This is a genomic window from Pseudomonas azotoformans, from assembly GCF_001579805.1.
GTDB lineage: Bacteria > Pseudomonadota > Gammaproteobacteria > Pseudomonadales > Pseudomonadaceae > Aquipseudomonas > Aquipseudomonas azotoformans_A.
On sequence record NZ_CP014546.1, the window covers coordinates 3,697,167 to 3,710,768 of the forward strand.

The 13,602-nt window shown below is 62.3% G+C and carries 12 protein-coding genes and 2 pseudogenes; 9 read left to right on the top strand and 5 right to left on the bottom strand.

Annotated elements, in window-relative coordinates:
• Nucleotides 1–93: 93 nt before the first annotated feature.
• Nucleotides 94–1,335: pseudogene (locus tag AYR47_RS33430) on the bottom strand (PDC sensor domain-containing protein); the annotation flags it as partial.
• A gap of 246 nt (nt 1,336–1,581) precedes the next feature.
• Between AYR47_RS33430 and AYR47_RS17305 the strand changes: the two are divergent.
• The 5 genes from AYR47_RS17305 to AYR47_RS17325 all read left to right on the top strand — a co-directional run bounded on the left by AYR47_RS17305 (nt 1,582) and on the right by AYR47_RS17325 (nt 7,272).
• Nucleotides 1,582–2,901: a Na+/H+ antiporter family protein gene (locus tag AYR47_RS17305; protein WP_162240118.1), complete on the top strand. Its 1,320-nt coding sequence runs from the start codon at nt 1,582–1,584 to the stop codon at nt 2,899–2,901.
• A gap of 65 nt (nt 2,902–2,966) precedes the next feature.
• Nucleotides 2,967–4,646, top strand: coding sequence for a methyl-accepting chemotaxis protein (locus tag AYR47_RS17310; protein ID WP_033899750.1), 1,680 nt, complete (start codon nt 2,967–2,969; stop codon nt 4,644–4,646).
• A 102-nt stretch (nt 4,647–4,748) separates the two neighbouring features.
• Entirely contained in the window at nt 4,749–5,417 is a 669-nt protein-coding gene (locus tag AYR47_RS17315; RefSeq protein WP_061436069.1) for an RraA family protein, read from the top strand.
• Nucleotides 5,414–6,073, top strand: coding sequence for an RraA family protein (locus tag AYR47_RS17320; protein ID WP_061436070.1), 660 nt, complete (start codon nt 5,414–5,416; stop codon nt 6,071–6,073). The genes AYR47_RS17315 and AYR47_RS17320 overlap by 4 nt, the downstream gene beginning before the upstream one ends.
• Nucleotides 6,070–7,272 (top strand): pyridoxal phosphate-dependent aminotransferase, encoded by a 1,203-nt coding sequence (locus AYR47_RS17325; RefSeq protein ID WP_061436071.1) that lies wholly within the window; start codon nt 6,070–6,072, stop codon nt 7,270–7,272. The genes AYR47_RS17320 and AYR47_RS17325 overlap by 4 nt, the downstream gene beginning before the upstream one ends.
• Here the strand turns inward: AYR47_RS17325 and trhP are convergent.
• Nucleotides 7,269–8,582 carry a prephenate-dependent tRNA uridine(34) hydroxylase TrhP gene (gene trhP, locus AYR47_RS17330; RefSeq protein ID WP_061436072.1) on the bottom strand — a complete coding sequence of 438 codons (1,314 nt, stop codon included), beginning with the start codon at nt 8,580–8,582 and terminating at the stop codon, nt 7,269–7,271. The genes AYR47_RS17325 and trhP overlap by 4 nt on opposite strands.
• A gap of 224 nt (nt 8,583–8,806) precedes the next feature.
• On the opposite strand from trhP, the gene AYR47_RS17335 reads away from it, so the two are divergent.
• The 3 genes and pseudogenes from AYR47_RS17335 (at nt 8,807) to AYR47_RS17345 (ending at nt 11,477) form a co-directional block, all read left to right on the top strand.
• Nucleotides 8,807–9,070 carry a DUF2790 domain-containing protein gene (locus AYR47_RS17335; protein WP_033899760.1) on the top strand — a complete coding sequence of 88 codons (264 nt, stop codon included), beginning with the start codon at nt 8,807–8,809 and terminating at the stop codon, nt 9,068–9,070.
• 26 nt (nt 9,071–9,096) lie between these two features.
• Nucleotides 9,097–10,306, top strand: a pseudogene (locus tag AYR47_RS17340) (cytochrome c biogenesis protein DipZ).
• 103 nt (nt 10,307–10,409) lie between these two features.
• Nucleotides 10,410–11,477 carry an AI-2E family transporter gene (locus AYR47_RS17345; protein WP_010211353.1) on the top strand — a complete coding sequence of 356 codons (1,068 nt, stop codon included), beginning with the start codon at nt 10,410–10,412 and terminating at the stop codon, nt 11,475–11,477.
• A gap of 3 nt (nt 11,478–11,480) precedes the next feature.
• Here AYR47_RS17345 and AYR47_RS17350 read toward each other — a convergent pair whose 3' ends face one another.
• From AYR47_RS17350 to AYR47_RS17360, 3 genes are all read right to left on the bottom strand, one after another.
• Nucleotides 11,481–11,663 (bottom strand): hypothetical protein, encoded by a 183-nt coding sequence (locus AYR47_RS17350; protein WP_033899763.1) that lies wholly within the window; start codon nt 11,661–11,663, stop codon nt 11,481–11,483.
• 91 nt (nt 11,664–11,754) lie between these two features.
• The gene (locus AYR47_RS17355) at nt 11,755–11,949 is read right to left on the bottom strand and encodes a hypothetical protein (RefSeq protein WP_033899765.1); all 195 of its coding nucleotides are present in this window, start codon (nt 11,947–11,949) and stop codon (nt 11,755–11,757) included.
• Nucleotides 11,950–12,177: 228 nt separating this feature from the next.
• Nucleotides 12,178–12,549, bottom strand: coding sequence for a hypothetical protein (locus AYR47_RS17360; protein WP_061436074.1), 372 nt, complete (start codon nt 12,547–12,549; stop codon nt 12,178–12,180).
• 156 nt (nt 12,550–12,705) lie between these two features.
• Here AYR47_RS17360 and AYR47_RS17365 point away from each other — a divergent pair, with 156 nt between their 5' ends.
• A complete protein-coding gene (locus AYR47_RS17365; RefSeq protein WP_061436076.1) occupies nt 12,706–13,524 on the top strand; it encodes a shikimate 5-dehydrogenase in 819 nt (272 codons plus the stop codon).
• Nucleotides 13,525–13,602: the final 78 nt, after the last annotated feature.

Sequence of the window (13,602 nt, forward strand, 5' to 3'; positions counted from 1 at the left end):
CTGCACCGAGCGTTTCACCTCGGCAATGATCGGTTGCAGCTTGTCGAGGAAGCGGTTGAACCAGCCGGCCAGTTGGCCCAGCTCGTCCTGTTTGTCGTAGGCCAGGCGCCGGGTCAGGTCGCCTTCGCCGCTGGCGATGTCTTCGAGCATGCGGGCCACGCCGAGGATCGGGCGGGTCACGCTGCGGGCCATCAACCACACCAGGATCAAGCCGACCACCGCAGCCAGCAGGCCAAGGCCCAGTTCCAGCAAGGTGCCGCGGGTGTTATCGGCGTCCATCTGTGCTTTCAATGCTTCAGCTGGGCCGACCAGGACTTTCTCCGGCACATCCAGCAACACGCCCCAGGACTTGCCGTCCGGGATTGGCGCGAACGGTGCCAGTACCTTCAGTTGGTGGTCGGTGCGCAGGCTACGGATTTGCGTACTGCTGGCCAGGGCGCTGATCAATTGCGCACCGTTGGCGGTATCGACCTGGTCCAGGCGCTGGCTGAGCTTGCTCGCGTCCGGGCTGTAGCCGGCGAGCAAACCGGTGGGGCTGAGGATGCTGACTTGGGTCTGGCCGTCGTACAGCTTCTGGCTGGCCTGTTGGCTCACGGCCTGCAGGCTGTTGAGGTTGATGTCCACCGACAGCGAGGCGATGACTTTGCCGTTGACCATCAACGGGAACACGATGCTGGTCATCAGCACGTTTTGCCCGTTGATCCTGTAGAAATACGGTTCGATCACGCACGGCTTGAGTGTGGTGCGGGGGCAGGTGAACCAGGCGTTGGCCTTTTCACCGCTGGGGCCGACGCGGGTGTCGGACATGTCGCTTTCCGGCAACGCCATCGACTCCAGCTTGCCGGGTGTCGGCTGCGACCAGTACAGGGCGAAGCGACCTTTGTCGTTACTGCCCAGCTCGGCCTGGCCGGCGAACAGCTCATCCTTGCCGTCCAGGGCATTGGCTTCGAACACCAGGGACAGGCCGAGCAAATCCGGGTTGGCCTGCAACGCGGCCTTGACCTGGCGGGTCAGGTCTTCGCGGGTGTCGAAGGCATCGAGGAAGCGCTTCTCGGCCTGCTCACGCAAGAACAGCACCTGGCGGGAAAAACCGTGACCGTATTGGTAGGCGTCCATGAACTGGCGGCGAATGCCCAATGCCTGCACTTCGCCTTGGGCCTCGATGCGCGCCTGGGCGGCTTCATCCAGCATCTGCATGCTGGACGCCTTGACCTGCTGCGAACTCTGCTCCATGCGATACAACGACAGACCCACCAGCAGGGTCACGATTCCCAGCAGGCAGAGGCCAGCGAGCAGGGTGATTTTCCATTGAATGGAGAGCTGTCTGAGGGACATCGAGGAGCATCCTTAAACCTGAAAACACAGAGAGTCAGGCTATCGGCCACTTTTTCCGAATCTTTATTATTTAAACGTTCAATTGAAATCTGAAAGCGGCGCCGTTTTTTGACATGCGACGCCACCTGCTGCAAAGTGCGCGCCCTCTAATAAGACCTCCTTCAAGCCTGCACGCTGGCTGCCACCCCATGGCCGCCTGGGCGCGGGCATGCCTGTTTTTTTGTTTTTCTGCTTGAGGTAACCATGATTAACGCAGTCATTGCCGCGGTCGGCACCATGCTGGTGCTCAGTTTGTCCCGCGTGCATGTGGTCATCGCCATCATCGTCGGCGCCCTGGTGGGTGGCTTGACCGGTGGCCTGGGCATCGACGCCACGCTCAAAGCCTTCAACGGCGGCTTGGGCGGTGGTGCAACCGTTGCATTGTCCTACGCCTTGCTCGGCGCTTTCGCCGTGGCGATTGCCAAATCCGGCCTGGCCCACGCCTTGGCTGACAAGGCGCTGTTGCTGGTGGACCGTCAGGAGGCCAGCGGCGGCAATCACGTCAAATGGCTGCTGATCGGCTTGCTGTGGGTGGTGGCGATTGCCTCGCAGAATATTCTGCCGATCCACATCGCGTTCATTCCGTTGCTGGTGCCGCCGCTGCTGTACGTGCTGACCAAGCTGCAACTGGACCGCCGCCTGATCGCCTGCGTGATGACCTTCGGCCTGATCACGCCCTACATGTTCCTACCGGTAGGCTTTGGCAATATCTTCCTCAACCAGATCCTGCTGGCCAACGTGGCCAAGAGCGGGGTGGACATCAGCCAGGTCAACGTCACTCACGCCATGAGCCTGCCGGCGCTGGGCATGGTGGTGGGTCTGCTGGTGGCGGTGTTTATCAGCTACCGCAAGAAGCGCGTGTACGACCTGGAAAAAATCGAGCGCGTCGAGCAAGTGGCGGTGCAATACAACCCGCTGACCCTGCTGGTGGCCGGCCTGGCGATTGCCTCGGCGTTCATCATCCAGCTGTGGCTGGACTCGATGATCATCGGCGCCCTGGCCGGCTTCCTGATCTTCTCGGTGTCGGGCATCGTGCGCTGGCGCGATACCGACGACCTGTTCACCGAAGGCATGAAGATGATGGCTATGATCGGCTTCATCATGATCGCCTCGTCAGGCTTTGCCGAAGTACTCAAGGCCACGGGCGACGTGCGCTCGCTAGTGGAAACCTCGGCGGCGTTCATCGGCCATAACCGTGGGGTCGGCGCGTTGCTGATGTTGCTGGTGGGCCTGCTGGTGACCATGGGCATCGGCTCGTCGTTCTCCACGGTGCCGATCCTGGCCGCGATCTTTGTACCGCTGTGCGTGCAGCTGGGCTTCAGCCCGGTGGCCATCGTGTGCATTGTCGGCACGGCCGGTGCCCTGGGTGATGCTGGTTCGCCTGCTTCGGACTCCACCCTCGGCCCGACCTCCGGCCTGAATGTCGACGGTCAGCATCACCATATCTGGGACACGGTGGTACCGACGTTCCTGCACTACAACATCCCGTTGCTGGCGTTTGGCTGGCTGGCGGCGATGACCCTCTGATCTACAGGTTCAGCGTAACCGGCCGATAACCTCTCCAGTCGCCACTAATAAGAGAGAGAAAAGCCATGCGTCTGAGCCTCAAGGCCAAAGTCCTGTCCCTCGCCGTAGTGCCGGTGTTGCTGTTTGCCGTGGTCATCAGCCTGACCACCGTGTGGATCCTGCAGGGGCAGGCGCGCAATGAGGTGGATGAAACCCGCCAGCGCCTGCTCAACGACGCCAAGGCCACGCTGCAAAGTTATGTCGAAGTGGCCATGACCACCGTCAAGCCGCTCTACGACGCGGCGGCCCCCGGTGATACCGCCGCCCGCGCCCAAGTGGTCAAGCTCCTGTCGAACACCAGCTACGGCAAGGACGGTTACTTCTTCGGCTACGACTCCGAGACCATCCGCCTGTTCAAGGGCAACAGCCCCGACGGCGTGGGCAAGAGCTTCAAGGACAACCGCGACCCCAATGGTGTGTACGTCAATCGCGACCTGGTCAAGGTCGGCAAGGACGGCACCCACTACCTGCAATACAGCTCGACCCAGCCGGGCCAGACCGAACTGGTGCCCAAGCTCGGCTACACCGAATACCTGCCGAAATGGGACATGGTCATCGGTACGTCGGTGAACCTGGACGGCATTGAAGCCCAGGTGGCGGTGGTCGAAGCCAAGGTGCAGAAACGCATGGAAGGCGTGCTGCTGAGTATCCTGGGCGTGGCGGTGGTGGTGCTGTTGGTGATCGCGGCCGTGGGCATGCTGCTGGCCAATACCATCCTGCGTCCGCTGCACCTGATGAAAGCCAACCTCGACGACATCGCCGCCGGCGAAGGTGACTTGACCCGCCGCCTGGCCATCACCAGTCAGGACGAGCTGGGCGACCTGGCGGGCGCGTTCAACCGGTTTGTCGACAAGATCCACGGCCTGGTGCGCCAGATTACCGAGATGACCAGCCAGCTCACCGGCCTGGTCAGCCAGGTCTCCGATCAGGCCCAGCGCTCCGAACAAGCCATGGAACGCCAGCGCCACGAGACCGATCAGGTCGCCACCGCGATCAATGAGATGTCATCGGCTGCGCAAGAAGTGGCGCGCAGTGCCCAGGGTGCCTCGGTCGCGGCCCAGCAGACCGACGCCGAAGGCCAGGCCGCCAAGCGTGTGGTAGATGGCAGCATTGCGCAGATCCATGCGCTGGTGAACGACATCCGTAACAGCGGTGTGTCCCTCGACAGCCTGCAGCAGGACGTGTCCTCCATCGTCAGTGTGCTCAGCGTGATCCGCTCCATCGCCGAACAGACCAACTTGCTGGCGCTCAACGCCGCCATCGAAGCGGCGCGAGCAGGGGAGGCCGGGCGTGGTTTTGCGGTCGTCGCCGATGAAGTGCGCGCCCTGGCCAGTCGCACCCAGACCAGCACCCAGGAAATCCAGGGCATGATCGACCGCCTGCAAAAAGGCACCGAGGCTGCGGTGGAGGCCATGCGCCGTTCCAGCGATGCCGGCGACGGCACCTCGGCCCAGGCCAACGAAGCCGGGGCGTCCCTGGACACCATGGCCCAGTTGATCGGCACCATCAATTCGATGAACGCCCAGATCGCCAGCGCCGCCGAGGAGCAGACCGCCGTGGCCGAAGAGATCAACCGCAGCGTGCATCAGATTGCCGTGGCGGTGGACAGCGTGGCCGATGAGACCCAACTGGGCGCCCAGACCTCTCGCAGCCTGGCGGATCTGGGCCAGCGCCTGGGGCAGTTGGTCGGCCAGTTCCGGATCTGATCTTTCATAGGTAAAGCGTATGTTTGCCTAACGTTAATACGAATATACCGATCACCACCCCTCAGTGAGACTTGAGCCCCAACCACAACAGGGGCTCATTTCATGTCACTTGTCGACCCGCTTCAGCGCCTGGCTGAACTCGATACCAACACGGTTTCCGACGCACTGGATTTCCTGCAACTGACGGGCGCGGTGGTCGGCATCCGGCCATTGTGGGACTGTCCCAAAGTGGTCGGCCGGGCCAGCACGGTCAAACTGGCCCCCAAGACCGATGACGCGCCCACGACGCATCTGATTTCCCCGGTGATCGACGCGATTACCACCGATGACCGCGTGCTGGTGATTGCAGGGGGCATCGATGGCATTTCCTGCTGGGGCGACATCATCGCCAACGCCGCCGTCGCCAAACATATCCGGGGTTCGGTGATCGACGGTTTCAGCCGTGACATCGACGGCAGCGCGTCCATTGGTTATCCGGTGTACGGCCGTGGCGTGACCATGATCAGCGCGCGTAACCGAGTGGTGCAGGTGGACGCCGGCGTCACCCTTAACGTAGGCGGTGTCGACGTCGCGCAAGATGACTTCGTGATCGCTGACCGCTGCGGCACGGTGTTCATCCCGGCTGCGGTGATCGAGGAAGTGCTCGACCTGGGCGAGCGCATCGCTGCCCGTGAAGCCGGCATGGTCGACGCCGTGCGCAGCGGCCGCGCGGTCGCCGATGTGATGCACGACAGCCAATTCGAAGCCATCCACGTGGAGTCTGCCCGATGAACGATCAACAGTTGGTCGCCCTGTTCGAAGGGCTGGACACCCCTGGCGTCTCGGATGCCATGGACAAGCTGGGCATCCCCGGCCAATGCCTGGGCATCGCGCCGCTGGATAACTACTGTGGCACCGTCGTGGGCCCGGCATTTACCGTGCAATACGTGCCGGCCAACACGCCGCCGGGCTCGGTGGGCGATTTTATCGAAGATGTGCTGCCAGGGGACGTGGTGGTCATCGCCAACGCCGGGCGCACCGATTGCACGGTGTGGGGCGACATCATGACCCAGTACGCCGGCACGCGCGGGATAGCCGCCACGGTGATCGACGGCGTGTGCCGCGACGTCAGCAAAGCCCTGGGCGATGGCTACCCGTTGTTCACCCGTGGCCGCTACATGCGCACCGGCAAGGACCGCGTCGAAGTGCTGTCGGTGAACCAGCCGGTGGCAATCAGCGAAACCCGCGTGTGCGCCCGGGACATCGTAGTGGCCGACGCCAATGGCGTACTGGTGGTGCCCCGCGCCCGTGCCGCTGAGGTGGCGCAGGTGGCACGGCAGATCGAAGCGGTGGAATCGCAGATCCGCGCGCAGATCGAGGCGGGCAAGACGCTGAAGCAGGCCCGTGAATCCCTGGGTTATCACACCTTGCAGAGGAAGGGCTCATGAATACCCTGAACAAGCGCCTGGCCCAGGCGCAACCGTCCGCCACCTACCGCATCATCGACCGCGTCGCCGCGCGCCGGGCCGAAGGCGCAACCGTCATTTCGTTGTGCGCTGGCGAGCCGGATTTCGATACGCCGGAGCATGTCCGCCAGGCCGGCATCGAGGCGATCCGCAATGGCCATACGCGCTACACCCAGGTCGCTGGCGTGCGCGCCCTGCGCGAAGCGGTGGCGGAGAAATTCCGTCGCGAAAACGGCCTGGACGTGACCTGGCAAGACACCCTCGTCAGCAACGGCGGCAAGCATGTGATCTACAACGCACTCGCCGCCACCCTCAACGAAGGCGACGAAGTGATCGTGCCCGCGCCGTACTGGGTCAGTTATCCGGAAATGGTCGAGCTGTGTGGCGGCACGTCGAAGATTGTGCCGTGCAACGCCGAGGACGGCTTCAAACTGACCCCGGCCGCCCTCGACCAGGCGATCAACCCCAGCACCCGCTGGCTGATCCTCAATTCACCGTCCAACCCGACGGGCGCTGTCTACAATCGCCCGCAATTGCAGGCGCTGGCCGACGTGTTGCTCAAGCATCCCCATGTGCTGGTGCTGGCGGATGACATCTACGAGCATCTGCTGTTCGACGGCCAGGCGTTCCACACCTTGGCCCAGGTCGAGCCGCGCCTGGCGCCTCGGGTGCTGACCATGAACGGCGTCTCCAAGGCCTATGCCATGACCGGCTGGCGCATCGGCTTCGCCACCGGCCCGCGCTGGCTGCTGGAGGCCATGGAAAAACTCCAAGGCCAGCAGACCTCGGGGGCCAGCGCGATTTCCCAGCACGCTGCCATTGCTGCCTTGAACGGGCCACAGGACTTTATCCGCCAGTCACGGGCGGTCTTCGAGAGGCGCCGCGACCTGGTCGTGTCCTTGCTCAACGCCATACCTGGCTTGGCATGCATCAGCCCGAGCGGCGCGTTTTACGCCTTTGCCTCTTGCGCTGGCCTACTGGGGCGCACCTCGGCCGCCGGCAGGTTGCTTGAGACGGACGAGGACGTCGCCCACGCCTTGCTCGACGAAGCCAATGTGGCCGTGGTGCACGGCAGCGCCTTCGGCCTGGCGCCGTACCTGCGCATCGCCTATGCCCTGGATGACGACTCGTTGCGCCAGGCCTGCGCGGCGATCCACCGGTTCTGCGCGGCGACGCGTTAGAGGTCGCGCATCAGCAAGCCAAAGCGCAGGTCCATCTGCGCCGGGAGCGGCACATACACGGTGTGCCCATCCCCCGGCGCGACGTCGATGGCGTCGCCTTTGGCGTTGTGCAAAGTGGCCAGGTCGAAGTGGAAGTTGCCGGCAGGGGTCATCAATTCCAGGTGATTGCCTACGGCAAAACGGTTTTTCACCTTGACCTCGGCCAGCTCGCCCCGGCGTTCGCCGGTCAGCTCGCCGACGAACTGCTGGCGCTCTGACACGGAGCTGCCGTTCTGGTAGTTCTGGTATTCATCGTGCACATGACGGCGCAGAAAACCTTCGGTGTAGCCGCGCTGGGCCAGGGATTCAAGGTCGGTCATCAGGGTGCGGTCGAAGGCGCGACCGGCCACCGCATCATCGATGGCCTGGCGATACACCTGGGTGGTGCGCGCGCAGTAGAAGTGCGACTTGGTGCGGCCTTCGATCTTCAGTGAGTGCACACCCATCCGGGTCAGGCGCTCCACGTGCTGCACGGCGCGCAGGTCCTTGGCGTTCATGATGTAGGTGCCATGCTCGTCTTCGAAGGCGGGCATCTGTTCATCGGGGCGGTTGGCTTCCTGAAGCAAGAACACCTGATCGGTGGGCGCGCCAATGCCCAGGGTAGGCTGGCAGTGCTGGACGATTTCCCCCGTGGCGTTTTCCACCGCCGGGGTGGCCTGGTACTTCCAGCGACAGGCATTGGTGCAGGTGCCCTGGTTGGCGTCGCGCTTGTTCATGTAGCCCGAGAGCAGGCAACGCCCGGAATAGGCCATGCACAACGCACCGTGCACAAACACTTCCAGCTCCATGGCCGGCACCTGCTGGCGGATCTCGTCGATCTCTTCCAGCGACAACTCCCGCGACAGGATCACCCGACAGATCCCTTGCTGTTGCCAGAACTCCACGCTGGCCCAGTTCACCGTGTTGGCTTGCACCGACAGATGGATCGGCATCTGGGGGAAATGCCGGCGCACCAGCATGATCAGCCCAGGGTCGGACATGATCAGCGCGTCCGGGCCCATGGCGATCACCGGCGCCAGGTCCTTGAGGAAGGTCTTCAGCTTGGCGTTGTGCGGCGCGATGTTCACCACCACATAAAAGCGCTTGCCCAGGGCGTGGGCTTCCTGGATGCCAAGGGCCAGGTTGGCGTGATCGAACTCGTTATTGCGCACCCGCAGGCTGTAGCGCGGCTGGCCGGCGTAGACCGCATCGGCGCCGTAGACAAAGGCGTAGCGCATGTTTTTCAGGGTGCCGGCGGGGGCGAGCAGTTCGGGGGCGAGGATCGGAGGCATGGGCACGGGTCGCAAAAGGTCGCGAAGGTAGCCGAGCGGCGAGGGCGGTTTATTGATCCAGGTCGTCCTTTGGGCTTTTTGTATCGCTGTGTATCGGCGGGGGCTGTGGATACGTATCGATTTATCCGCGCGGTTTTCCGACACAGGCGCGATACCTCAGGGGCTTTTAATTGATTCCAACGAGGCACACCGCCTCCCACCCTGAGAACCTGGAGCCAACCACCATGAACACCAAAGCCATCTACGCCGCCTGCCTGTTTGCCGCCCTGAACATCTGCACCTTGTCGGCCCGCGCCGAAGCCGCCGTTACCGCGCAGACCTACCACTACGGCACTCACCTGGACATCAAGCAAGTGGTATCGATGAGCCAGGACTCCAAGCCCACCTGCGGCGTGGTGAATGCGCGCATGACCTACCTGGACTCCCACGACAAGACCCAGGTACTGGATTACCTCAAGTTCGGCGACGGTTGCGTCGGCGATAACTGAGTCCTTCCAGCCATAAGGTGAACGTCATGCTACTGATCGCATTCCTGGGCGGCATCCTGACCGTCCTCAGCCCTTGTATCCTGCCGGTGGTGCCGTTTCTGTTCGCCTGCGTCGACCGCTCCCGCCGGTCGATCCTGCTGACGCTCGGCGGCATGGTCCTGACCTTCGCGCTGGTGTCCAGCCTTGCGGTGGTCAGCACGGAATGGGTGATACAGGCCAATAACACCGGCCGCCATGTAGCGCTGATCGTGATGGGGCTGTTTGCGCTGTCGCTGATCTCGGCGCGGGTCGGTGGCTGGCTGGCACGCCCCTTTGTGTTGTTGGGCAACCGTATCGATCCTGACAGCCGCACGCTGTCCGGCCCGCTGAAGTCGGTGATGATCGGCGTCGCCACAGGCCTGCTGTGGGCGCCGTGCGCCGGGCCGATCCTGGGAGTGATCCTGACCAGCGCAATGCTGCAAGGCGCCAATGCGCAGACCAGCCTGTTGCTGGTGGCCTACGGCCTGGGTAGCGCCTTGTCCCTTGGCGCGCTGATTTTTGCCGGGCGTGGCCTGGTCAATCGACTCAAGGCCTCCATTCCGGTGACCGGCTGGCTGCGCCGTGGGGCCGGCGTGGCGGTACTGGCGGCGGCGGTGGTGATTTCCACTGGCGCCGACAAAACCCTGCTGGCCGGTACTTCGTCCGAAGGCGTCAGCAGCCTGGAGCAAGGCGTGCTGGAAACCGTCCCCAAAGTGCTGGATTACGTGGTGAGCAAGGTCAAGGCCCGACCCGGCCCAGGACAATGCCCAAGGCGCCATGCCGTCGCTGGCCGGCGCGGTCGAGTGGCTCAACTCACCGGAACTCACCCGCGAGTCCTTGAAAGGCAAAGTGGTGCTGGTGGATTTCTGGACCTATGACTGCATCAACTGCCAGCACACGCTGCCGTATGTGAAGCAATGGGCGAAGAAATACGAGAAGGACGGCTTGGTGGTGATCGGCGTGCACACCCCGGAATACGGTTACGAGCGCATCATCGGCAACGTCAAGGACCAGGTGCGCAAGCTGGGCATCACCTATCCGGTGGCCATCGACAACAACTATGCGATCTGGCGCAACTTCGACAACCAGTACTGGCCCGCCCATTACCTGGTCGACGCCAAGGGGCAGGTGCGTTACACCCATTTTGGCGAAGGTCGTTATGACGCCCAGGAGCAGATGATCCAGACACTGTTGAAGGAGGCGAAGGGTATTCAGTGAGGCGGTCTATGCTTGTTCGATAACCGAGGGCACTCCCAGGTTTCGCTGCGGACTAAGCAACAGGGCCTACATGGGCCCGTTGCTTTTCTGACATGGACCGGACATGAATCAAACCAACCTGCAATTCAAGACCTTGCTGTTATTGCTCGGCCTGGTGACCATCGCGTTTATCTGGATACTGCTACCGTTCTACGGCGCGGTGTTCTGGGCGGTGATCCTCGGCATCATCTTTGCCCCGATGCAGCGCCGCTTGCAGCAGCGCTTTGGCTGGAACCGCAACCTCACTTCCCTGGCCACCTTGAGTGCTTGCCTGATCATCGCGATCCTGCCGGTGATCATTACCAGTGCCTTGTTGGTGCAGGAAGGCGCGACGCTCTACAAGAACATCGAAAGCGGCAAGCTGGACGTGGCGGGGTATATCGAGCAGTTCAAGAATGTGTTGCCGCCGTACTTCCAGCACCTGCTGGACCGTTTCGGCATGGGCAACCTGGAAGGCTTGCGCGAGAAGATCGTCAAGAGCGCGATGCAGGGCAGCCAGTTCTTCGCCACCCAGGCGTTCAGCTTCGGCCAGGGCACGTTTGATTTCCTGGTGAGCTTTTTCATCATGCTGTACCTGCTGTATTTCCTGCTGCGCGACGGCCCGGAGCTGGTGCGCAAGGTGCGCACGGCGGTGCCGTTGGCCGAGCCGCAGAAGCGCCGGTTACAACTCAAGTTCAATCGTGTGGTGCGGGCCACGGTCAAGGGCAATGTGCTGGTGGCCGTGACACAGGGTGCGCTCGGCGGGCTTATCTTCTGGTTCCTGGATATTCCCAGTGCATTGCTCTGGGCGGTACTGATGGCGTTTCTGTCGCTGTTGCCGGCGGTGGGCGCGGGGATTGTGTGGGGGCCGGTGGCCGCCTACTTCCTGTTGAGCGGCGCCATCTGGCAAGGCGTGGTGCTGGCGTTGTTTGGCGTGTTTGTGATCGGCCTGGTGGACAACGTGCTGCGTCCGATCCTGGTGGGCAAGGACACCAAGATGCCGGATTACCTGATCCTGATCTCGACCCTGGGCGGTTTGTCGGTGTTTGGCTTGAACGGCTTTGTGATCGGGCCTTTGGTGGCGGCGTTGTTTATGTCCAGCTGGGCGTTGTTCGTGGAGAGCAAGCCGCGAGTCAAGTTGCCATTACCCTGAGCCTCAGGCGTGGAGCCTGAAGTTCGAGGCGTGTTGCAGTTGTTTTTCGGCGTCGGACAGGGATGTCAGCGGGCCGCTGATGGTTTCGCCATCGCGTACCAAGTACCAGCAGGCAAGCAGACCCAGCTTGCGCAGAGGGGCGGGAACGGCGCTGCCGATGACGGACATGATTTGAACAGTGTGCATAAGGACCTCCAATCGCTATGGTGGTCACTTTACGGGGCGGGGTGATGCAGGAAAAATCACCTGTCTCGATAGTCGTCATCGACGCGAGGCGTCAGTCCACCACTTGATCGAGCATGTGCACCACTTCCTGCTCACTGAGCAGACCCTTGCGCACCAGGTTTTCCGCCAGCAGCGCGAGAAACTTGGCGCTGCGGTGGCCTTCCAGGTGCTTGAGCTCGGTGAGGGCGCTATAGACCTTGCTGGACGTACAAAGGCCAGCGGTGCGGTGCGGGTTTTGCGTGGGCATGGTCAGTCGTCCTTGTTGTTATTGGGTGGACAGGATCGATAGTGGAAGTATGTCGTGACACAAACATGACAGCGCAAGGCCTGTTCGGGCAAGTAGACATTGGTGTCGATGATGCGCGATTGGGCGCCGGGTATTGTCCCCAGAACGACCTCGACCCCCTGAATCCGGACTTTGCAGGCAAAAAAAGGCCCCGCAACGCTGCGAGGCCTGTTTTGTCAGACGATCCGATTACCAGCCGCGACCGTAGTAGCCGTGGGGAGGGCCGTAGTAACCGCGTGGTGGACCGTAATAGCCACGCGGTGGGCCGTAATACACCGGCGCCGGGCGGTAATACACCTGCTGCTGCACATACACCGGTGGTGGCGGTGCGTAGTAGACCGGCGGCGCGGCATACACCGGCTGCGGTTGCACATACACCGGCTGCTGCACGTAGACCTCACGTGGCTGGCTGGCAACCACGGAGCCCACGACGGCGGCGCCGACTAAAGCACCCAATACGGCCGGGCCACCCCAACCACCACCGTGGGCGGAGGCTTGGCCTGCCATCGCGAGTGCGCCAACCAGCAAGGCGATCTTGGGGATTGTACGAATCATGGTCATTCCTCGGTTAGCCCCAGCGCTTGTGGTCTGCAATCAATAGACTCAAGTAATGTCGCGGGGATACTTTTAAGACAACGTATTTCTGAAAAACAGCACAGCCGCTAGGTAAAGGTTGTGTAAGGTCTGTACCCAATTGCTTACTCAAAGGAGTTACCCATGCAGATGCACCCCAACAAGGACACCCAACTGTGCATGTCTCTGTCGGCGCGCCCCGGGAATTTCGGCCTGCGGTTTCATAACCACCTGTACGAGCAGTTGGGTCTGAACTTCTACTATAAGGCCTTCAGCAGCCAGGATTTGCCCGGCGCGATCGGTGGTATCCGCGCGCTGGGCGTCCGTGGTTGCGGGGTGTCCATGCCGTTCAAAGAGGCTGCCATTGCCTTGGTGGACGAACTCGACGATTCGGTTCAAGCCATCGACTCGCTGAACACCATCGTCAACACTGACGGGCACCTCAAGGCTTACAACACCGATTACATCGCCATCGAGCAACTGCTGAAAAAGCACGCGGTGCCGCAGGACTCGACCTTCGCCCTGCGCGGCAGCGGCGGCATGGCCAAAGCCGTGGCCAGTGCCTTGCGCGATGGCGGCTACGCCAATGGCGTGATCGTGGCGCGCAATGAAACCGCAGGCCGGGCATTGGCGCAAAACCTGGAGTATGAGTGGCTGGCCGAACTGGGTGACCTGCGCCCGCAAATGCTGATCAACGTCACCCCCATCGGCATGACCGGCGGCGCTGAAGCGGACGCACTGGCGTTTGATGCAGAGGCGGTGGACTCTGCCGAGACTGTATTCGATGTGGTAGCGATACCCGCCGAAACACCGCTGATCGTGCGTGGCCGTGCCAAGGGCAAACGGGTGATTACTGGACTGGAAGTGATCGCCATCCAGGCCCTGGAGCAGTTCGTGCTCTACACCGGAGTGCGTCCTACCCCGGAGCAGTTTGAGAAAGCCGTGGCCTTTGCCCGTGCCTGACGCTTCATCCCATCGCATCCCCGACCCAGTACCCAAGTAGCATAGGTCTCCCCCCTGGCCCTTCGTAAACTGGTGCTT